General features: G+C 70.8%; 17 protein-coding genes. 6 read left to right on the forward strand and 11 right to left on the reverse strand.

Annotation, left to right across the window (positions count from 1 at the left end):
- Window positions 1-159: 159 nt before the first annotated feature.
- The 3 genes from FM051_RS13570 to serA form a co-directional block, all read right to left on the reverse strand.
- Window positions 160-1,197 carry a 3-isopropylmalate dehydrogenase gene (locus FM051_RS13570; RefSeq protein WP_077009438.1) on the reverse strand — a complete coding sequence of 346 codons (1,038 nt, stop codon included), beginning with the start codon at window positions 1,195-1,197 and terminating at the stop codon, window positions 160-162.
- A 227-nt stretch (window positions 1,198-1,424) separates the two neighbouring features.
- A complete protein-coding gene (locus FM051_RS13575) occupies window positions 1,425-4,757 on the reverse strand; it encodes a S8 family peptidase (RefSeq protein ID WP_158843271.1) in 3,333 nt (1,110 codons plus the stop codon).
- Between the two features lie 274 nt (window positions 4,758-5,031).
- Complete coding sequence (serA, locus tag FM051_RS13580; protein WP_158843272.1) at window positions 5,032-6,621, reverse strand: phosphoglycerate dehydrogenase; 1,590 nt, start codon at window positions 6,619-6,621, stop codon at window positions 5,032-5,034.
- 354 nt (window positions 6,622-6,975) lie between these two features.
- Here serA and FM051_RS13585 point away from each other — a divergent pair, with 354 nt between their 5' ends.
- Window positions 6,976-7,788, forward strand: a complete 813-nt coding sequence (locus tag FM051_RS13585; RefSeq protein WP_158843273.1) for a hypothetical protein — start codon at window positions 6,976-6,978, stop codon at window positions 7,786-7,788.
- 217 nt (window positions 7,789-8,005) lie between these two features.
- Here the strand turns inward: FM051_RS13585 and FM051_RS13590 are convergent, their stop codons facing one another.
- From FM051_RS13590 to FM051_RS13615, 6 genes are all read right to left on the reverse strand, one after another.
- Entirely contained in the window at window positions 8,006-9,100 is a 1,095-nt protein-coding gene (locus FM051_RS13590) for a CU044_5270 family protein (RefSeq protein WP_158843274.1), read from the reverse strand.
- Window positions 9,093-9,698: an RNA polymerase sigma factor gene (locus FM051_RS13595; RefSeq protein ID WP_158843275.1), complete on the reverse strand. Its 606-nt coding sequence runs from the start codon at window positions 9,696-9,698 to the stop codon at window positions 9,093-9,095. Before FM051_RS13595 ends, FM051_RS13590 begins: the two co-directional genes overlap by 8 nt.
- 515 nt (window positions 9,699-10,213) lie before the next feature.
- Complete coding sequence (locus tag FM051_RS13600) at window positions 10,214-10,483, reverse strand: DUF397 domain-containing protein (protein WP_158843276.1); 270 nt, start codon at window positions 10,481-10,483, stop codon at window positions 10,214-10,216.
- A 70-nt stretch (window positions 10,484-10,553) separates the two neighbouring features.
- Window positions 10,554-11,567 carry a ketol-acid reductoisomerase gene (gene ilvC / locus FM051_RS13605; RefSeq protein WP_158843277.1) on the reverse strand — a complete coding sequence of 338 codons (1,014 nt, stop codon included), beginning with the start codon at window positions 11,565-11,567 and terminating at the stop codon, window positions 10,554-10,556.
- Window positions 11,568-11,598: 31 nt separating this feature from the next.
- Window positions 11,599-12,105, reverse strand: coding sequence for an acetolactate synthase small subunit (gene ilvN, locus FM051_RS13610; protein WP_053723072.1), 507 nt, complete (start codon window positions 12,103-12,105; stop codon window positions 11,599-11,601).
- Window positions 12,106-12,107: 2 nt separating this feature from the next.
- The gene (locus FM051_RS13615; protein ID WP_162470708.1) at window positions 12,108-13,946 is read right to left on the reverse strand and encodes an acetolactate synthase large subunit; all 1,839 of its coding nucleotides are present in this window, start codon (window positions 13,944-13,946) and stop codon (window positions 12,108-12,110) included.
- Window positions 13,947-14,232: 286 nt separating this feature from the next.
- Here FM051_RS13615 and FM051_RS13620 point away from each other — a divergent pair, with 286 nt between their 5' ends.
- From FM051_RS13620 to ilvD, 3 genes are all read left to right on the forward strand, one after another.
- Window positions 14,233-14,736 (forward strand): PH domain-containing protein, encoded by a 504-nt coding sequence (locus tag FM051_RS13620; protein ID WP_158843278.1) that lies wholly within the window; start codon window positions 14,233-14,235, stop codon window positions 14,734-14,736.
- Window positions 14,733-15,176 carry a vitamin K epoxide reductase family protein gene (locus FM051_RS13625; RefSeq protein WP_158843279.1) on the forward strand — a complete coding sequence of 148 codons (444 nt, stop codon included), beginning with the start codon at window positions 14,733-14,735 and terminating at the stop codon, window positions 15,174-15,176. Before FM051_RS13620 ends, FM051_RS13625 begins: the two co-directional genes overlap by 4 nt.
- Before the next feature lie 79 nt (window positions 15,177-15,255).
- Window positions 15,256-17,100: a dihydroxy-acid dehydratase gene (gene ilvD, locus FM051_RS13630; RefSeq protein WP_158843280.1), complete on the forward strand. Its 1,845-nt coding sequence runs from the start codon at window positions 15,256-15,258 to the stop codon at window positions 17,098-17,100.
- Between the two features lie 278 nt (window positions 17,101-17,378).
- On the opposite strand, the gene FM051_RS13635 is transcribed toward ilvD, so the two are convergent.
- On the reverse strand, window positions 17,379-18,110 hold the full coding sequence (locus tag FM051_RS13635; RefSeq protein ID WP_158843281.1) for a DoxX family protein: 732 nt from the start codon (window positions 18,108-18,110) through the stop codon (window positions 17,379-17,381).
- A gap of 72 nt (window positions 18,111-18,182) precedes the next feature.
- Window positions 18,183-19,097 carry a 2-hydroxyacid dehydrogenase gene (locus tag FM051_RS13640; protein WP_158843282.1) on the reverse strand — a complete coding sequence of 305 codons (915 nt, stop codon included), beginning with the start codon at window positions 19,095-19,097 and terminating at the stop codon, window positions 18,183-18,185.
- Window positions 19,098-19,127: 30 nt separating this feature from the next.
- Here FM051_RS13640 and FM051_RS13645 point away from each other — a divergent pair, with 30 nt between their 5' ends.
- The gene (locus FM051_RS13645) at window positions 19,128-19,997 is read left to right on the forward strand and encodes an alpha/beta fold hydrolase (RefSeq protein ID WP_158843283.1); all 870 of its coding nucleotides are present in this window, start codon (window positions 19,128-19,130) and stop codon (window positions 19,995-19,997) included.
- 10 nt (window positions 19,998-20,007) lie between these two features.
- Window positions 20,008-21,198 carry a PQQ-dependent sugar dehydrogenase gene (locus FM051_RS13650; RefSeq protein ID WP_158843284.1) on the forward strand — a complete coding sequence of 397 codons (1,191 nt, stop codon included), beginning with the start codon at window positions 20,008-20,010 and terminating at the stop codon, window positions 21,196-21,198.
- Window positions 21,199-21,204: the final 6 nt, after the last annotated feature.

Genomic DNA, 21,204 nt, shown 5'->3' on the forward strand with positions numbered 1-21,204 from the left:
CGACCAAGGCCACCACGACGGGGTCGTGGTGGCCTTGGTCACGCGTTCCCAGCGTTCAACCCGGGTGTTCCGAACGTAGGACACACGCTTGCTGAAGGTAGGACTCACGCGACGCTAACGTAGGACACACGCGCGCTGAACGTAGGACACACGCGGTGGTCAGCCGGTTCGGACGTTGGACGAGACCAGGGCGGCCAGGCGGTCGCCCACCGCGTAGGTGGCGCCCGGCGACGAGTGGTCGCGGGTCGCCAGGTCGAACGCCACCGACGCCTCGATCCGGCGCGCCGACTCCGACTCGCCCAGGTGGTCGAGCATCAGGGCGACGGAGAGGACCGCCGCCGTCGGGTCGGCGATGCCCTGGCCCGCGATGTCCGGCGCGCTGCCGTGCACCGGCTCGAACATGCTCGGGTTGCGCCGGGTCACGTCGAGGTTGCCGGACGCCGCCAGACCGATGCCACCGGTCACGGCCGCCGCCAGGTCGGTCAGGATGTCGCCGAACAGGTTGTCCGTCACGATCACGTCGTACCGACCGGGGTCGGTGACGAGGTGGATCGTCGCCGCGTCCACGTGCTGGTAGGCCACCGTCACGTCGGGGTGCTGCAACGACACCTCCTCCACCACCCGCGACCACAACGACCCGGCGTGCGTGAGCACGTTGGTCTTGTGCACGAGCGTGAGGTGCTTGCGCGGCCGGTTCGCGGCACGGGCGAACGCGTCGCGCACGACCCGCTCCACGCCGAACGACGTGTTGATCGACACCTCGGTCGCGATCTCGTGCGGCGTGTCCTTCCGCAAGAGCCCGCCGTTGCCGGCGTACAGGCCCTCCGTGCCCTCGCGCACCACCACCATGTCGATCTCGGGCGGGTCGGCGATCGGGCTGCGCACGCCGGGGTACAGCCGGGCCGGGCGCAGGTTCACGTGGTGGTCCAGTTCGAACCGGAGCCGGAGCAACAGACCGCGTTCCAGGATCCCGCTGGGCACCGAAGGGTCGCCCACGGCGCCGAGCAGGATCGCGTCGTGCTGGCGGAGTTCCCCGAGCACGGACTCCGGCAACAACTCACCTGTGGCGTGCCAGCGCGCCGCGCCGAGGTCGTAGCGGGTGATCTCAGCCGCTGGAACGACCTCACCGAGCACCTTCAGGGCCTCGGCGACGACCTCGGGCCCGATCCCGTCTCCTGGGATCACTGCGAGCCGCATCCACACACCTCCCAGGTATCAGTCCCAACTCGCGGGACTAGTTTCCAATGCGAAAGGCTACCTGTCCGAAGCGGTGCCACCGCACTCGGAACACCCCTCCGTGGCCATATCTCCCGGACTGCGGGACACCCGAACGGTTCAGTGCCCCCGTTCAGTCGTCACCCGAAGCGCGTAAACGGCTCTGGCCGGCCGGGGCAACCCCGACCGGCCAGAGCGGTGCACGACGATCAGTCCGCTGAGCGGTTGTCCGTCCTCGCCCGCACCTTCACCACGTCCGCCTTGTCACCCGAGGCGTTGTGGTGGTGCAGGACCAGCAGGCTGTCCGCACCGTCGGTCGCCAGCGCCGCGGCGTCGCGGTTGACCACCAGCGCGGTGCCCGGACGGGACTGGTAGGACAGCGCGGCGTCGCCGCCGCCCTGCGCCCACAGGCCCGGCTTGAGCGGGTCGAACGACAGCGGGTTCGGCAGCGAGTCGATCAGGCCGTTGGACGTGCCCGGAGCCACGTAGTAACCGGCCACACCGACCTGGTAGCCGATCCGCGAGGTGTCCGCCGACGCGTCGATTCCCAGCGCCGACAGCAGCACCGGCAGCACCACCACGTTCGTGTCGGACACGTTGGTGTCGACGTCGCCGAACTGGCCGTTGACGCCCTGGATGTCGACCGTGGCGCCCGTCTTCAGGTTCACCGTGGACGCGACCAGCAGGTCGGTGTCGGTCAACTTGGTCGCGTAGACCTCGTAGTCGAACGCGCCGTCACCGTTGGTGTCGATGTCGATGAACGGGATGGTGTTGTTGCCCAGGCTGTACCAGTTGCCCCAGGTCGCGACACCGAACGCGAGCATCGCGTTCTCCGGCGTGCCCTGCGCCTTGGCCAGCGGCGCGGTCGACGCGGCGCCGACGTAGCGCAGGTCACCGCCCTTGGCCGTGTTGTTCAGCACACAGTTGGTGGTGACGTTGCGGCGGCACTCCGGCAACTGCGGCGAGGACGCCTGCAGCTCCAGGACGCTCACCAGGGACTTGTACGCGCCCTGGTTGACGCCCCGGCCGGTGAGGTTGAGCACGGTCTGGCCGGAGGAACCGGGGACCCGCACGCTGCTCGGCACGTTGATGTCCGACACCGGCTTCGGCGCCGAGTACACCGGCACCCGCAGGGAGACCGCGGAACCGCTCGTCGGCGTGAGCACGACCCGGCCCGACGCGTCGGCCAGGAACTGGCGCGGCACGCCCAGGTGGTTCGCCTCGATCGTCGGGTCGACCGTCTTGCGCAGCGCGGCCGGGTCGTCGATCTTCAGCGTGACGGTGACCCGGGCGATACCGCGCGGGCTGAGCCGCACGGTCTTCGCGGACAGGTCGTAGCGCACACCCGGGATCTGGGTCAGCGCCTCGTAGCCGACGGTGTAGTCGACCCACTTGGTGGACTTGTTGACCACCTTGACGGTCTTGGTCTTCGACACCGGCTGGGACACCTCGACCACGCCGAACGACGCGGACACGGCGCCCGGGTCGTCCTGCACGTAGGCGAGGACCTGGTTCTCCACCGCGGCCTTGCCGTCGACGCGGCCGGCGCCGACGCGGTTGGGCGCGTAGGTCTTGCCGTTGGCCTTGACGTCGGAGCCCGCGCTGTTCATGACCGCGGCCTTGACCTCTTCCGGCGTCCAGTCCGGGTGGACCTGGCGCACCAGCGCCGCGATACCGGCGATGTGCGGCGCGGCCATCGACGTGCCCGAGTTCACCCGGGTCTTGTTGCCCGAGCCGACCAGCGCCGAGGCGATGGTGTCACCGGGTGCGGCCACGTCCGGCTTCACGACCGGGCCGCGCACGCCGCGCGAGGTGAACGAGCTCGGGGTGTCGGTGATCGACGCGTCGTAGGTCGGCAGCGAGGTGCGCAGGTCGCCCGCCTGGCGGACCACCAGCGTGCCGGCGGTCAGCGCCGGGCGCAGCGCCGCGGTGGCCGAGCCGGTGAGCTGGAGCACCGGGATCGCCGCGTTGCCCGCGATACCGGCGTTGAAGTGCTCCAGGTTCGAGGTGAACAGCGCGCCCACCGCACCGGCGGCGGTCGCGTTGTTGGAGCGGCCGGCCGAGCCGCAACGACGCGTGGCGTCGTTGTCGTCCCATTCCAGCCACACCATCTTGCCCGCGACGGCGGCCTTGTCGGCGGCCGAGAACGGCAGGCAGCCGTCCTTGTTGGCCGCGTCGGTCATCGCGACGACCGGCGCCGCGACGTCCTTGCCCTCGTAGTTGAAGTTCTGGCTGTACTGGCCGGGCTTCGGGCCCGCCGAGCCGGCCGGTGCGGTCACCTCGACCGCGTCGCGCAGCACGTACTCGTCACGGGTGCTGGCCACGGTCAGCGCCTCGGGGGTGCTGCCCGGCGAGCCGCCGATGTCGTACAGGTCGCCGCCGTTGCCCGCGGAGAACACGGTGAGCACGCCGGAGGCGTTGAGCTTGCGCACGAACAGGCTGTCCGGGTCGTCCGGGGAGCCGTAGTCCTGGCCGAGCGAGAGGTTGACCACGTCGAGGTGGTCGGAGAAGTCGCCGTCGCCGTCGGGGTCGAGCGCCCAGTCGAGGGCCTGCGCGGTGACGTTGGTCGAACCGTCGCAGCCGAACACCTTCAGCGCGTACAGCAGGGCCTTCGGCGCGGTGCCGGGGCCGATGCGCATCGCCTTGAGCGCGTCCGGGGTGAGCTTGGTGTAGTCGCCCTTGAAGGTGCTGCCGTCGGCGTTGACGCCGAAGCCCGCCGCGGTGCCGGCGACGTGCGAGCCGTGGCCGTTGCAGTCGAGCGGGTTCGGGTCCGGCTTCGGCGTGTTCAGCGCCGGGTCCTTGCTGGAGCCGTCGTAGGTGTTGCCGACGAAGTCGTAGCCGCCGACCACCTTGGCGGTCGGGAAGTACGAGGCGTCGACCTTGGTCGGGTCGATCGCCGCGAACGCCTCGATGGTGCCGGGGCCCGCGAAATCGCTGTGGGTGTAGTCGATACCCGTGTCGATGATGCCGATGCGGGTGTCGTCACCGAGCTTGCCGTACTCCTGCCACGCCTTCAGCGTGTTCGTCAGCTGCACGGCGCTGGAGTTCTGGCGGGTCTTCGGCACCACCGTGCGCACGGACTTCACGTCCGCGCGCTGCGCCAGCTCGCGCACCTTGGCGGCGTCGGCCTGGACGACCACGCCCGGCACGCCGTTGGCGGTGCGGTACAGCTCCTTGGTGGCGGAGTCCTTGCCCTGGAGGGCGGTGACCACCTGGTCGACGATCCTGCCGGTGTCGTTCTTGGTCGCCTTCGCGGCGTCCTTCGCCTGCTGCTTCGTCGCACCCTGGCCGGTCTTCTCGGCGAACGTGTCGACGGCCGGCTTGGCATCGAGCTCCACGAACGCGGTGACCCTGCCCGTGGCGGCGGTCAGCCGGTCGGACACCTTTAACTGCAACTTGCCCGCATCCAGTCCGCGCGCGGTGGCGACGGACGGCGCGAGTGGATCTTCCGCGGCCAGCGCGGTACCGGCGGTGGACCCGGCGACGAGTATCGCGGCCAGCACCGGTACGGCTGATCTGGCGACAACGCGAGATCGGCTCACAACGTGCCCCAAGCGAGGTCGGATTCGACCGGGCAGGCAGCATCGTCCAGTGAGGGAACTGCCCGCGTGGTGCCGTGCCCTCTACGGCACCGGGTCAACCTCGTGGGGAGGAACCTAATCGCTCGATCGAGCTGATCAATTAAGCCGAACGAGTGACGGCACCCACAGATTTGCTTACCAACAGTCAACTGTGACACCGCCGAGACCTGCGACGATAAACATCAACAGGTCTCGGCGGCATTAGTCCGTTTCGGGGACTTCGTGCGTCGGCCGATCAGTCGAAGTTGACCGAGCGCACCGTGCGCGCGCCGACGGCCGCACCGATCGGGTTGAGCACCGCGGTGTCCACCGGGCGGTCGACGCGCAGCAGCATGAACGCGTCCGCGCCGTCCCTGGTCTGGCTGATCTGGGCGGCCTCGACGTTCACGCCCGCCTCGCCGAGCAGCGTGCCGACGGTGCCCATCACGCCCGGCCGGTCCGGGTACTCCAGCAGCAGCACGTTGCCCTCGGCGCGCAGGTCGAAGCTGCGGCCGTTGATGCCGACCAGCTTCTCGACCTGGTCCAGACCCGTGAGCGTGCCGGACACGGTGATGACCGCGCCGTCCGCCTGCACCGCGCGCACCGTGACCAGGCTGCGGTGGTTGGCGCTCTCCGGCTCCTTCGCCAGGTCCACGCTCACGCCGAGCGAGTTCGCCAGCGCCGGCGCGTTGACGAAGGTGACCTGCTCCTCGACCACGCTGGAGAACACGCCGCGCAGCGCGGCCAGCGGCAGCACCGCGACGTCCTCGCTGGACAGCTCGCCGCGCACCTCGACGGTGACCGCGGTCGGGGCCTTGGCGCTCAGCGCCGCGACGACCGTGCCCAGCTTCTGCACCAGCGGCAGGTACGGGCGGACCTCCTCGCCGACCACGCCGCCGCCCTGCACGTTCACCGCGTCCGGCACGAAGTCGCCCGCCAGCGCGAGCAGCACCGACTTGGCCACGTCCGTGCCCGCCCGGTCCTGCGCCTCGGTGGTGGACGCGCCCAGGTGCGGGGTGACGACGACGTTCGGCAGGCCGAACAGCGGGCTGTCGGTGGTGGGCTCGGTGGAGAACACGTCGATGCCCGCGCCGCCGACCTGGCCCTCCTTGACCGCGTCGGCCAGCGCCTGCTCGTCGATGAGACCGCCGCGGGCGGCGTTGACGATGATCACGCCGCGCTTGGCCTTGGCCAGCTGCTCGGCGCCGATGAGGCCCTTGGTCTCCGGGGTCTTCGGCAGGTGGATCGAGATCGCGTCGGCGCGCTCCAGCAACTCCTCCAGGGAGACCAGCTCGATGCCCAGCTGGGCGGCGCGGGCGGCGCTGACGTACGGGTCGTAGGCGATCAGCGTGGTGCCGAAGGCGGCGATGCGGGCGGCGAACAGCTGGCCGATCTTGCCCAGGCCCACCACGCCGACGGTCTTGCCGTTGATCTCGACGCCGTTGAACTTGCTGCGCTTCCACTCGTGGTTCTGGAGGGTGGCGTGCGCGGCGGGGATCTGCCGGGCGGTGGCCAGCAGCAGGGCGACCGCGTGCTCGGCGGCGCTGACGATGTTCGAGGTGGGTGCGTTGACCACCATCACGCCGCGCTCGGTGGCGGCGGGCACCTCGACGTTGTCCAGGCCCACGCCCGCGCGGGCGACGACCTTCAGCTTGGTGGTCGCCTTGAGGACCTCGGCGTCGACCTTGGTGGCGGAGCGGACCAGGAGGGCATCGGCGTCGGCGACGGCTTCGAGCAGCGCGGGACGGTCGGTGCCGTCGACGTGGCGCACCTCGATGCCATCACCGAAGACGTCGAGAACGGACGGTGCGAGCTTCTCGGCGATGAGGACAACGGGCTTGGTCACGGACGTCGCTCCCGGTGGTGTGATCAGGTGGGGAGCGCGGGGGCCGTCGAGCAGGTCGTCACCCGCGCCGGCCGGCCACGGCAATGTGTCCGGGTTGTTAACGAGCATAGTCAGCGTCCGCTCGGCGGTTGACACCCGGGTCTCGCGTTTCACCTGCTGGAACCCGGTACGCGCGTCCTGCGAGGGCACCTCCCGGTCACCGGGGCGGATGCCCGGTGTCGGGGCGGCCACTTTTCGGCTGACGCCCGGTCACGGCCGTATCACCCGTGGCGTCCCCGGCATCGGGTCCCACATGACCGACAACCCGTTCCGGCCGACGGCCGGGGAGCGGCGCCGGGTGACGATGGGGGTGGCATGACGGACCAGCAGCCGATCAGCTGGCGACCGACGTCGAGGGAGTGGACCGAGGGCACCACGATGGCGGTGCAGTTGGTGTCGACGCTCGTGCTGGGCCCGTGGGGCCCGCCGGTGGCGTTCCTGGCGCAGTACCTCTTCACCCGCCGCGAGCTGCTGTTCGACTCGTACGGCGGCCCGGCGCAGGCGGTGAACGCGTCCGGCCAGGCGGTTTCCCTGCCCGCGTTGCGCGCGACGCCCACCACCCGGCAGGGCGTCCTGTCGCTCAACGCGAGCCTCACCGACTCGGCCCGGCGCCAAGGGCTGCGCACGGGCGACCCCGTCGGCTTGGTGGTGACCAACCACACCCCGGCCGCCGGCGGGATTCCCGGTGGCCGGCTCGTGGTGCCCGCGCGGATCGGTGAGCGGGTGGACGTGACGGTCCCGCACGGCACCTACTCGCTGGGCGCGTTCGCCGGACAGCGCGCCGTGCTGTTCGCGCGGCCCGACCCGTTCACCGCCGGCACCGGGCACACCGCCGTGCTCGGCGGGCGGCGGCTCGAACTCGGCCTACCCCTGGCGGCCCGACCGGCCGCACTGCAACTCGCCAGGCCGATCGCGCCGGTGGCGGCCACCCGGCCGGTCGTGCACCGGCCGGCCGCGGTCCGCGTCACGCACTGCCACCTGTGCTCGGCGACGTACAGCGGGTACGAGGCCCAACAGGCCCACATCCGCAACGCCCACTCCCGGGAGTGCTGGGCCTGCGGGTACACCGAACTCCACTGCGACTGCCTGGTCGGTTCCCTGCGGCGCTACTGGAACGGCGGGACCTGAGCGGACGGCGTTCGGGCGCGGTTGTCTTACCGGTGGGCGGCCGAACGCTTCGAGCAAGCCACCGGGAAGCTGCCCGGCGGACCGTGGGAACTGCACCAGTTGCGGCACTCCGCGCTGCCCCATGCCGCGAGGAGGGTGCGAACGCCTCGACTGCCGACCAACCGATGACATTCTGGTGGTGGGCTTTTCGTCGCGCCCACCACCAGAATGCTTCGGATCAGCGGGTGGGTTCGGCGCCGATGCGGTCGACCACCGCCGTGGTGATGGAGGAGTAGCTGGTGACGGTGCCCTTCGGGATGTCGGCGAACATCGAGTCGGACACCTTGCGTTCCCCGATCACCTCGCCGGTGCCGGGGTCGAGGATGATCTCCTGGCGCTCTCCGCCCTCGGAGATGCCCAGCGCCACGCCCTTGTGGCCGTCGAGATCGGCGGCGCGGTCGGTGACGTCCAGTCCGGGGAGGTGGGCCAACGCCCGCAGCAGGTTCGCGCGGGCCGCGGCGGGCATCAGACCGGTGCGCAACGCGTCCGCGGCGTAGACCAGGGATTGCATACCGCCGCCGCTGTCCTCACGCAGCCTTTCGTACAACTGCTCGGGGTCAGTGGGCAGGCCGGCGAGGAACTCCGGTTCGGGGAACTGCCAGTTCCCGTGCTCGGGAGCGCCCTGGACGAAGTCGCCGCCCTTGGCGCGCTGCTCCGGCCACGGCATCTCCTCGATCACGGCCCCGGCCGCACGGGCTTCGGCCTCGGTGCCCTTCACCCACTTGCGGTTGCCGGTCTCCCGGCGCCGCTGCAGCCACTCCCCGTTCGGATCGGCGGGAATCCAAGTCTCGACGAGGTTCTCGTTGAGGAAGGAAAAGCTCCTGCTCTCCGCGCCCGTCGTCTTGATCCACCAGGCATGGGTGGCCACATAGCGGTACTGGCCGCCCGCCAACACCGGATCGTCGGCCCGCGCGGCGACATCGGCGGCGCTGGTCAACGCCTCCTGCGCTTGGGCGGTGGCGGTGTCGGCGGAGAACAACACCGTCTGTGCGAACACACCCCCGGTCGCGAGCACCGCGACCGCGGCCGCCGCGGCCAACCAGCGGCGCAACGGCCGCCGCCGACGCGCACCCTCCCCGATCTCGACCGTGCCGGTCTCCACCAGGCCCAGCCGCGGCTGGGCCTGGCCGTCCGCGGCCGCCATCAGGTTCTCCCGCACCCCGGCCAGACCCCGTTGATCAGTCTTGATGTCCATGTACAGTCCGGCCAGCGCGCGGTCGAGCTCGTCCTCGGTCCACACCTGCCGCATCCCGGCCCGATCCCCGTCACGCATCGCCGTCCTCCATTCCACTGGTCGCGACAGAACTGTGTGACTGCAGCCACCGGCGCACCCTGTGCAGGCGCGAGTAGACCGTGCCCACCGGGATGCCCAAGGCCTGGGCCACCTCGGTCGAGCTCAGACGACTCCACGAAGTCAGCAGCAGCACGTCCCGGTCCCCGGGCTCCAGCGCGGCCAGCGCACCGGCCAGCTGCCGGACCTGCTGCTGCGCGGTGACCCGCTCGGTCGTGCGGACCTCAGGCGACTCCGCCTGCACCCGCTCCGACCCCACCATCCGGGCCCTGGCCTGCCAGCCCCGAACCTCCTGCCGCACATGCCGCCGCAGCAGGTTGCCGGCAATCCCGTACAACCACGGCCGCACCCCAGCCCGAGCCGGGTCGTAGGTGTGCCGTTGCTGCAACGCCACCAGAAACGTCTCCGACACCAGGTCATCAGCCGTCTGGTCCCCGACCCGACGAGCCAGGTAAGCGTGCAACGACCCGGCGTGCTCGTCGAAGAGCCGCCCGAACACCGACCTCGGATCCGGCCCCGACAGATCCAGGCCATCCCCGAGCGGCGGCCCCGGGCCGGGGCCGGCTGAATTCGCGGTCATCCTTGTCACGCCTCTACTTGCCCGCGGCCCACCACGCCCTTCACGAAACCAACGTGTCCTGCAACACCCCTGTTCACCCACCGCCCTACGCGCACCCGTGGCTCGGCCGGTTCACCCACTGACCGAGAAGGTGCGGCGAGCAGCCAGGCGCAGCGGTCATCCCAGCGGCCCTGGACTGACTTCAGGTCAAATCCGACGGGTGCCCCGCGAGCAGATCCAGATCCCGACGGGCAGACGCCCAGCCGCGGACGGGAAAGTCATCGGTCCGGAGAACCGCGGTCCTTCCACCCGGTCCGCGTCGACCACGACCGCGCCGGGGAAGCCCGTGGTAGTGCCACACAGCGCCGGCAGGCCATTGCGGTGGCGCCGGGCGAGGTTGGACGGGCCCGTTCGAATCAACCGCAACCCACCCGAACGGCCCCCGCCCGAGGAACCGGCTTACCCGGATCGCTTCAGATACGAAGCGGAGTCGAACTCATCCCGGGGAACTCGAAGTGCCCCGGCGGGCACCTGCATCACCAGGGTTCGTCGAACTCGCCGTCCTTGACGCCGAGGATGAACGCCTCCCACTCGGCGGGCGTGAAGACCAGGACCGGGCCCTCGGGGTGGGCGGAGTTGCGCATCGCCGTGTACGTCACGCCGTCGGTGTGCTCGACGAACGCGATCTCGACGTGCTCCTCTTCCTCCTCCGCGCCTTCGTCGCTGCGGATCCACTCGGCGCCGGTGAGGTCGAGGTTGCCCCGGACATGGGCCTTGTCGTCGTAGATGGGCGCGCTGTCGGTCATGGCACCTAGGTATACCGGAGCCCGCAGCGTTCGAGAACACTGCGGGCTCCGATGGGTGAAACAGCTGGTCTCAGGCCGTTTCGGTGATGGGGCGGTCGACCCACGACATGAGGCCGCGCAGCTTCTTGCCGACCTCCTCGATCGGGTGCTGTTCGCCCTCCTGCTGCAACTTCTTGTAGTTGCCGCGGCCGGCGTCGTCCTCGTTCACCCACTCGGTGGCGAACGTGCCGTCCTGGATCTCGCCCAGGATCTTGCGCATCTCCTCCTTCACCGACGGGGTGACGACGCGCGGGCCCCGGGTGAGGTCGCCGTACTCGGCGGTGTCGGAGATGGAGTACCGCATCCGGGCGATGCCGCCCTCGTACATCAGGTCCACGATCAGCTTCAGCTCGTGGAGGCACTCGAAGTAGGCGACCTCGGGCGCGTAACCGGCCTCGGTCAGCACCTCGAAACCGGCCTGCACCAGCGCGGACGCGCCACCGCACAGCACCGCCTGCTCACCGAACAGGTCGGTCTCGGTCTCCTCCTTGAACGTCGTCTTGATGACGCCCGCACGAGTGCCGCCGATGCCCTTGGCGTAGGACAGCGCCAACGCCTGCGCGTTGCCGGAGGCGTCCTGCTCGACCGCGATCAGCGCGGGCACGCCCTTGCCGTCCACGAACTGGCGGCGGACCAGGTGGCCCGGACCCTTCGGGGCGACCATGGCGACATCCACGTTGGACGGCACGGTGATCAGGCCGTAGCGGATGTTGAAGCCGTGGCCGAAGAAGACCGCGTCGCCGTCCTTGAGGTTCGGCGCGATGTCGTTGGCGTAGATGTGCCGCTGCGCGGTGTCCGGCGCCAGGATCATGATCAGGTCGGCCTCGGCCGAAACCTCGGCGGGCGTGCCGACCGGCAGGCCCTCCTCCTCGGCCTTGGCGCGGGACTTCGAGCCCTCGGGGAGGCCGATCCGGACGTCGACGCCGGAGTCGCGCAGGCTCAACGCGTGCGCGTGGCCCTGGCTGCCGTAGCCGATGACCGCGACCTTGCGCCCCTGGATGATGCTCAGGTCGGCATCGTCGTCGTAGAAGATCTCGACGCTCACTGGTGGTACTTCCTTCCTCGGAACCGGAAAATCAGCGCACCGCGGTCGCGGTGATGGAGCGGGCGCCACGGCCGATGGCGACCATGCCGGACTGGACGATCTCGCGGAGCCCGTAGGGCTCCAGCATCCGCAGCAGCGCGTCGAGCTTCTCAGACGTGCCGGTGGCCTCGACCGTGACCGCCTCGGGCGAGACGTCCACCACCTTCGCGCGGAACAACTGCACCGTCTCCAGGACCTGGCTGCGCACCGTCGCGTCGGCGCGCACCTTGACGAGCAGGAGCTGCCGCTGAACCGACGCGGCGGGCTCCAGCTCGACGATCTTGATGACGTTGATGAGCTTGTTGAGCTGCTTGGTCACCTGCTCCAGCGGCAGCTCGTCGACCGAGACCACGATGGTCATCCGGGAGATGTCGGGGTGCTCGGTGCGGCCGACGGCGAGCGACTCGATGTTGAAGCCGCGCCGGGAGAACAGGCCCGCCACCCGGGCGAGGACACCGGGCTTGTCCTCGACCAGAACGCTCAGGGTGTGCCTCGTCATCGTCACTCGTCCTCGTCGAACAGCGGGCGGATGCCACGCGCGGCCATGATCTCGCTGTTGCCGGTGCCCGGGCCGACCATCGGCCACACCTGGGCGTCCTTGCCGACCACGAAGTCGATGACGACCGGCCGGTCGTTGATCTCCATGGCCTTCTGGATGACCGCGTCGACCTCGTCGCGCGACTCGGCCCGCAGGCCGGCGCAGCCGTACGCCTCGGCGAGCAGCTTGAAGTCGGGGATGCGGTGCTTGTGCGTGCCCAGGTCGGTGCTGGAGTAGCGCTCGCCGTAGAACAGGGTCTGCCACTGGCGGACCATGCCCAGGTTGCCGTTGTTGATCACGGCGACCTTGATCGGGATGCCCTCGATGGCGCAGGTGGCCAGCTCCTGGTTGGTCATCTGGAAGCAGCCGTCGCCGTCGATCGCCCACACCTGGACGTCCGGCACACCGGCCTTCGCGCCCATCGCGGCGGGCACCGCGTACCCCATCGTGCCGAGGCCGCCGGAGTTGATCCACGTGCGCGGCGTCTCGTACTTCACGAACTGCGCCGCCCACATCTGGTGCTGGCCGACGCCCGCGGTGAACAGGGTGTCCGCCGGGGTCAGCACACCGATCCGCTCGATCACGTACTGCGGCGACAGCGTGCCGTCCTCGGGCCAGTCGTAGCCCAGCGGGAACGTCTCGCGCAGCGCGTTGATCTGGGCCCACCAGGGCGTCAGGTCGACCGCGCGGGCCGCGTTCTCCTTCTCCACCCGGACCGCGTCGACCAGCTCGCCGATGATCTCCTTGCAGTCGCCCACGATCGGGACGTCCGCGCGGCGGTTCTTGGAGATCTCCGCCGGGTCGATGTCGGCGTGCACGACCTGCGCGTCCGGCGCGAACGTGGACAGCTTCCCGGTGACCCGGTCGTCGAACCGCGCGCCGAGGGCGATCAGCAGGTCCGACTTCTGCATCGCGGCGACCGCCGACACCGTGCCGTGCATACCGGGCATGCCCAGGTGCTGCGGGTGCGAGTCGGGGAACGCGCCGCGCGCCATCAGCGTGGTGACCACCGGGATGCCGGTGGACTCGGCCAGCTCCAGCAGTTCGGGCGACGCCTCGGCCTTGATCACGCCGCCGCCGACGTAGAGCACGGGACGGCGGGCCGCGGCGATCAGCTTCGCGGCCTCGCGCACCTGCTTGCCGTGCGGCCGGGTCGTCGGCCGGTAACCGGGCAGGCGCAGTTCCGGCGGCCAGGAGTACGAGGTCATCTCCTGGAGCACGTCCTTGGGGATGTCCACCAGGACGGGACCGGGTCGGCCGGTGGAGGCCAGGTGGAACGCCTCGGCGATGGCGCGCGGGATGTCCGCGGCGTCGGTGACGAGGAAGTTGTGCTTGGTGATCGGCATCGTGATGCCGCAGATGTCGGCTTCCTGGAACGCGTCGGTGCCGATCAGCGGCCGGGACTGCTGACCCGTGATGGCGACCACCGGGACGGAGTCCATGTTGGCGTCCGCGAGCGGCGTGACGAGGTTCGTCGCGCCGGGGCCCGAGGTCGCCATGCAGACACCGACCTTGCCGGTGGCCTGGGCGTACCCGGTCGCGGCGTGGCCCGCGCCCTGCTCGTGGCGGACCAGGATGTGGCGCACCTTGGTGGAGTCGAGGAGCGGGTCGTAGGCAGGCAGGATCGTGCCGCCGGGAATGCCGAAGACCACCTCGCAGCCCACCGCTTCCAGTGAGCGGACGAGGGCCTGGGCACCGGTCACGCGGATGGGAGCGCCGCTCGGCGGGGCCGGTTTCGGCCGCGGTCCAGGGCGGGGCGACGGAGGCTCACCGGGAGCCGGTCGCGAGGTTGCGCTGGTCATCTGTCTGCCTCGTGGGTAAGGAGAATGCACGGTCCGGGCACGAAAAAACCCTCGCCAACCCGAACGGGTCGTACGAGGGTCGCGCGTCGACGCAAGCTCGAATGCCTAGGCGTCGACGCGCCTGGGAAGTACGAGAACGAGGTTGCGCTGCATGGCGCTGACGTTAACCGCACCGGGTGCGGAGCGTCAACTCTGCGGGACGACGCTCCCGGATGGTGGAAGTCCCCGGGTGCGTGGACGTGGGCCGAAGTCACCCGCTCGGACGACCGGTGGCAGCATCTCCGGGGTGCCGAAGGTCGTGTTCCGCATCCCCACCCCCGCCCTGCTCGCCGCCGGTCTCGCCGCGATCGGCGCGACGCCGTTCGCGTTCGCCGCGCCCGGTCTGCAGGCCGTCTACCTGCTGCCGGCGGCGTTCGCGGTGTGGGTGCTGCGCAACCGGACCACGGTGGACCGCGAGCGATTGGTAGCGCGTTCGACGTTCGGTCGGCGTGAGGTGGCGTGGGCGGACGTGAAGGCGATCAAAGTCACGCCCAGGGGGTGGCTGAGCGCCGTGCTGACCGACGACTCGCTGGTCCGGCTACCTGCCGTCCGGGCCGGTCACCTGCCCGCGCTGGCCGCGGTGAGCGGTGGCCGCATCCCCGACCCGAAGGCCGCCGATGAGCCGGCCGAGGCGCCTGCCGACGTGGAGACCGAGGTCACCGAAGAGGTCACAGAGGAGAGTGGCTCCACTCCGGCGCGCCCCGTCCCTGACCAGGACACAACGCCGCCGTCCCTAAAGTCTGAAGAGTGAGTTCGAACACGCGGACCTTGAGCTGGGTGCCGGTCGTCAGCCTGGCGCTGTCGCTGGCGGGCCTGGCCGTCTCGACCTACCTCACCATCGCGCACTTCACCGCGGGCGCCCTGTTGTGCGCCGAAGGCGAGGTCATCGACTGCGGCACGGTCACGACCAGTGAGCAGTCGGAACTGCTCGGTATCCCGGTCGCGGTCCTGGGCCTGGCGTTCTTCGCGTTCCTGACCGTCGCGTGCCTGCCGTTCGCCTGGCGCAACGAGGCCCTGCACTGGGCCAGGCTGGCGTCGGTCGGCGTCGGCGTGCTGTTCGTGGTCTACCTCGTCGCGGCCGAGTTCCTGCTCATCGGCAAGATCTGCCTGTGGTGCACGGCCGTGCACGTCATCACACTCGCGCTCGCCGCCGTGCTGGTCATCGGCGCGTTGCGGCGGAGTAACCTCTGAGGCACCGCTCCCACCCCTCGCGCCCAACCCCCGCGCGCCGTTCGCGAATCACTTGGCAGAGAGACTTCCTGGAGGAGCCGTGCCACCGCTCCGTTCCCGCACCACGACCCACGGGCGCAACGCCGCGGGTGCTCGCGCGCTCTGGCGCGCGACCGGTATGACCGACAGCGACTTCGGCAAGCCGATCGTGGCCATCGCCAACTCCTACACGCAGTTCGTGCCGGGGCACGTGCACCTGCGCGACCTCGGGGACATCGTGGCCGAGGCGATTCGCGAGGCGGGCGGGGTGCCGCGCGAGTTCCACACGATCGCGGTGGACGACGGCATCGCCATGGGGCACAGCGGGATGCTCTACTCGCTGCCGTCGCGGGAGATCATCGCCGACTCGGTCGAGTACATGGTCAACGCGCACCAGGCCGACGCGATCGTGTGCATCTCCAACTGCGACAAGATCACCCCCGGCATGCTGAACGCCGCGATGCGGCTCGACATCCCGGTCGTGTTCGTCTCGGGCGGACCGATGGAGGCGGGCAAGGCGGTCGTGGTGGACGGCGTGGCCGTCGCGCCGACCGACCTGATCACCGCGATCTCCGCGTCCGCGTCGCCGGACGTGGACGAGGCCGGGCTGACCGAGGTCGAGCGGTCCGCGTGCCCGACCTGCGGTTCGTGCTCGGGCATGTTCACCGCGAACTCGATGAACTGCCTCACCGAGGCGCTGGGCCTGGCGCTGCCGGGCAACGGCTCCACGCTGGCCACGCACTCCGCGCGCCGCGAGCTGTTCGCCGAGGCCGGCCGCACGGTCGTGGAGCTGTGCAGGCGGTACTACGAGCAGGACGACGAGTCGGTGCTGCCGCGCTCGATCGCCAACCGCAAGGCGTTCGAGAACGCCATGGCGCTGGACATGGCGATGGGCGGCTCCACGAACACCGTGCTGCACATCCTCGCCGCCGCGCAGGAGGGCGAGATCGACTTCACGCTGGCGGACATCGACGCGGTGAGCCGGCGGGTGCCGTGCCTGTCGAAGGTGTCGCCGAACTCGGACTACCACATGGAAGACGTCCACCGGGCGGGTGGAATCCCGGCCCTGCTGGGTGAACTCTGGCGCGGCGGTCTGCTCAACGAGGACGTGCACACCGTGCACAGCCCGGACATCGCGTCGTGGTTGGGCGAGTGGGACATCCGCGCTGAGTCGCCGTCCGAGCGCGCTCTGGAGCTGTTCCACGCCGCACCAGGTGGTGTGCGCACGACGCAGGCGTTCTCCACGTCCAACCGGTGGTCGAAGCTCGACACGGACGCGGCCGGCGGCTGCATCCGCGACGTCGAGCACGCGTACACCAAGGACGGCGGCCTGGCCGTGCTGCACGGCAACCTGGCCGAGCGCGGCGCGGTGATCAAGGCCGCGGGCATCGACGAGGAGCTGTGGCACTTCGAGGGACCGGCGCGGGTGGTGGAGTCCCAGGAGGAGGCCGTCTCGGCGATCCTGAAGAAGGAGATCCAGCCGGGTGACGTCCTCGTGGTCCGCTACGAGGGCCCCGCGGGCGGTCCGGGCATGCAGGAGATGCTGCACCCGACCGCGTTCCTCAAGGGCGCGGGCCTGGGCAGGAAGTGCGCGCTGATCACGGACGGCCGGTTCTCCGGCGGCACGTCGGGCCTGTCCATCGGCCACGTCTCGCCGGAGGCGGCGGGCGGCGGCGTCATCGGCCTGGTCCAGGACGGCGACCGGATCCTGATCGACATCCACGAGCGGCGGCTGGAGCTGCTGGTGGACGAGATGGTGCTGGCCGAGCGGCGGGCCAAGATGGAGGCGTCCGAGCGGCCGTGGCAGCCGGTGGACCGGGTCCGCCCGGTGACCGCCGCGCTGCGCGCCTACGCCCGGATGGCGACCGACGCCTCGACGGGCGCGGTGCGGGACGTCAACAAGTAGGCGAGTCTCGGGAAAACCGGCCGGCGGACAGTCCGTCGGCCGGTTTCCGCTGTTCAGGACCTGTGGAGTAGCCAGGCGAGACCGAGTGAGGCGAGGAACACCGCCCACCCGGCCAGCGGCCCGGTGACCGGTCTTCGCGGGAAGGCGACCACCGCGCGAGGTCGCGTCGATCGTTCGCGACTCATTTCCCGGCGATCACGCTTTTCGATCGTCGGGAAATCAGGCGCGAACGATCGACTTCCAGGCGACCGAGCCGCCGTCTGCGGAGCAGCGGCCATTTAACGGAAGACGTAGAGGGTTGCTGCCGTCGCGCCGGCTGCGATCACCAGGCAGATGAACCCGGCCAGCAGCGGGTGGCGGAACCAGCTCCGGTTGTAGTCGATGGCCGCGCGACCGGGGCCGGCGAACAGGACGCCGAACGCCATCGCCGCGTACGCCACCTCCAGCTCCACGCCGTCGGGCAGGAAGAACCCGCCCCGGTACTTCAGCGCGATGACGTTGGCCATCACGCCGAGCACACCGGCCGCCGCGAGGGGCGTGAACAGGCCGAGGACCAGCAGCGCGCCCCCGCCCAGCTCGGTCACGCCGGTGACCCAAGCCAGGATGCGCGCCTCCCGGAACCCGCTCGACTGGAGGTTCTGCGCGAACCCGTCGATGTCCGGCCCGCCGAACAGGCCGAACACCTTCTGCAACCCGTGCAGGACGAACGCGCCGCCCAACACCAGCCTCAGCGCCAGCAGGCCGAGGTCGGCGCTGCCGGTCCAGCCGAACCGCTTGCGCTCCTCGTCCTCGAAGGAGTCGTAGTGCGAGACGGGCTTCTCGTCCAGGTCGGTGATCGGCGTGTACCCGGTCGAGTCGAAGCTCGAGGTGTCCTTGTCGTAGGTGTCGCTCTTGATCGTCTGGGTGCCGTCGTCGAAGTGGTGCACTCCTCCGCCCACGCCACTCGTGGAGTAGAACCCGTCGTCGGAGTAGCCGCTCGAAGCCCTCGAGCGGTCGTCGTGAGTAGCCACGCACCCGCACGTTAGGAGGTTCGGAGGACGACCGCGAGCGTCCGTTCAGCTGTGCAGGTTCACCCGAATAGTCTAATATTCGCCCTTGACCAGGTTCACCGGCTGCTCACCGCGGGCGAAGCGGGCGACCTCGGCGGCCACCACGGCGTACGCGCGCTCGGCGTGCCCGGTGCAGCTGCCGGCCACGTGCGGCGTGAGGAAAAGACCCGGCGCAGTCCACAGTGGATGGTCGGACGGCAGCGGCTCGGGCTCGGTCACGTCCAGCGCCGCGCGCAGCCGTCCCGACGTCAGCTCGGCCAGCAACGCGTCCGTGTCGACCACCGCGCCACGCGCCGCGTTGACCAGGATCGCGCCGTCCTTCATCCGGGACAGGAACTTCGCGTCCACCATCCCGGTGGTCTCCTCGGTCAGCGGCACCACGACCAGCACCGCGTCGAAACCGCCCAGCAGGTCGGGCAGCTCGTCCACGCCGTGCACACCGGGCCGCGCGGTGCGGCCGACTATGGTCGCGGTCGCGTCGAACGGCTCCAGCCGACGCCGGAACTGCTCGCCCAGGTCGCCCGCGCCGACCACGAGCACCTTCTTGTCCTGCAACGTCTCCGTGGCGTGGTAGTCCCAGCGCCCTTCCTGCCGGGCCCGCTCGAACACCGGGAAGTCGCGGTAGATGGCGAGCAGCGCGCCGATCGCCCACTCCGCCGTGCTGCCGCCGTGCGCGCCCCGGCACGTCGACAGCATCACGCCGCCGGGCACGACGCCGACGAACCGCTCGGCGCCCGCCGACAGCAGCTGCACCAGCTTCAGCGACGGCAACTGCGCGAACACGTCACGCGGATCGGTGCCGTGGAGGAACTTCGGCACCAGGACTTCCGCCTGCGCGGCTTCGGCGGGGAGCGGCTGCCCCGGCTCGTAGCGGACGGGCCGCACACCCTCCACGTCGGACAGCGCGCGGACACCGAGATCATCGGGGACCAGAACGGTGAGGCTCACGGGTTCGCACGTTACGGCACACTTGCCGCCATGCGGGAGCACGACGTCTTCTCCGCGGACGGCACGCGGATCAGGTTGTGGCGCACCGACGCCGACGGGCCGGACGTGCTCCTGAGCCCCGGTCTGGGAGCGGTGCCGACGCTGTGGCCGGAGCTGCCGTCGGCGCGGGTGCACAGCTGGTACCACCGCGGCACCCTGGGGTCCGGCCGGCCCGCCGACCCGCGCCGCGTCGAGTTGGCCGACCACGTCGCCGACGCGCTGGCCGTGCTGGACGACGGTGACGTGGGGCAGTGCGTGGTGGTGGGCTGGTCGATGGGCGCGACGGTGGCCGCCGAGCTGGCGTTGCGGCACCCGGACCGGGTCAGCGGCCTGATGCTGGTGACGGGCGCGCCGGGTGACACGTTCGCGGGCGTGCTCGGGCTGCCCGGTGTGCCGGTGGAGCTGCGGCGGCTGATCGGGGTGTCGAGCGCGACGGCGTTGAAGGTGGCCGGGCCGCTGCTGGACGCGGTGCTGCACCGGGTGCCGGTGCCGGACGTCGGCGGGCCGTTGACCTCGTCGCTGCGGCGGTACCTCAAGCACGACTGGGGCTGGTACTTCACGCTCGCGCTGGCCCTGGGCCGCACGCCCCGGCTGGACCTGACCGGCGTGACGTGCCCCACAACGGTGCTGGCCGGGCGGTACGACCTGCTCGCGTCGGCGGACGGGGTGGTCGGCCCGGTCGCCGGGTTGCCGCAGGCCAGGGTGCGGATGCTGCCGAACACGCACTTCCTGCCGCTGGAGGACCCGCAGGTGGTGGTGGAGGAGTTGGAACTCCTGCTCGACCGGGTGGACGCCGTGCAGCGGGCCGTGCACGACGACGTCGACGGGCCGCTCACCTCGCGTTCACGGCCGCGCGCCTAACCTGGGTCTCGTGTCGCGACTGCGTGGAGTGCTGATCGGGTCGGCCCTCGGCCTGCTGGCCGCGGGCTGCGCGAGCTTCCCCGAGCAGCCGGGACCGGCGGGGTGGAGCGCGGCCCAGCAGCTGACGCCGCAGGCCGGGCCGGTGCCCGAACTGCCGGGCGAGCTGCCGAAGGGCCCGGCCCAGGGCCAGCAGCCCGGCGGCCAGCCGCCGACGCCCGTGCCGCCGCCGCAGGGCTGCACCGACTTCAACCCGACCGTGATCGCGACGTGCCTGGACCCGGTGTCCGGGGTGGCGCTGACCGACGTCAACCAGACGACCGGCGCGGTGACGGCGCTGGCGACCGAGCGCGCCACCGGGCGGCTGCTCAAGGTGACCAAGGACGTCCCCCCGGTCGAGGTGGCGAAGTTCGAGGTGGACGCGTCCGGGGACGGCGGGCTCAGCGGGCTCACGCTGTCGCCGACGTACCCCGAGGACCAGCTGGTCTACGTGTACCTGACGACGGCGACCGACAACCGGGTGATGCGGATCGCGCCGGGTGACGTGCCGAAGCCGGTGCTGACCGGTATCCCGAAGGGCCCGAGCGGCAACCGGGGCGTGCTGGCCTACGACCGCACCGGTGCGTTGCTGGTGGCGACGGGTGACGCGGGCAACCCGGCGCTGGCCGCCGACCCGAACTCGCCGGCCGGGAAGGTGCTGCGGATCGACGGCGCCGGGCAGCCGGCGCGCGGCAACCCGACGGCGGGGTCGCGGGTGCTGGCGAGCGGGCTGAAGTCGCCGGGTGGGTTGTGCGTGTCGGGTGACGGCACGAAGACGTGGGTGACCGACGTCGGCGCGTCGGCCGACCTGCTGTACCGGGTCGAGGCGGGCAAGGCGCTGGGCGACCCGGCGTGGTCGTGGCCGGACCGGCCGGGGGTCGGCGGGTGCGCTTCGTTCACGGACATGGTGATGGTGGCGGCCGGCGGCAACACGCCCGGCCTGCTCAACCTGCCGATGAACCCGGACGGCAGCTTCACCGGCAAGCCCGAGGTGACCGGGAACGGCGAGGACGGCTTCGGCCGGCTGGGCCCGTTGGTGATGCTGGACGACACGGCGACGCTGGTCGGCACGGTGAACAAGAAGCCGGGCGGCACGCCGGTCTCCAGCGACGACCGCGTGGCGATCCTCGTGCGCCCCACGGGTGGGCCGGGCGGTAGGGACTGACGGCTG

This window comes from Saccharothrix deserti, from assembly GCF_009769385.1.
Lineage (GTDB): Bacteria > Actinomycetota > Actinomycetes > Mycobacteriales > Pseudonocardiaceae > Actinosynnema > Actinosynnema deserti.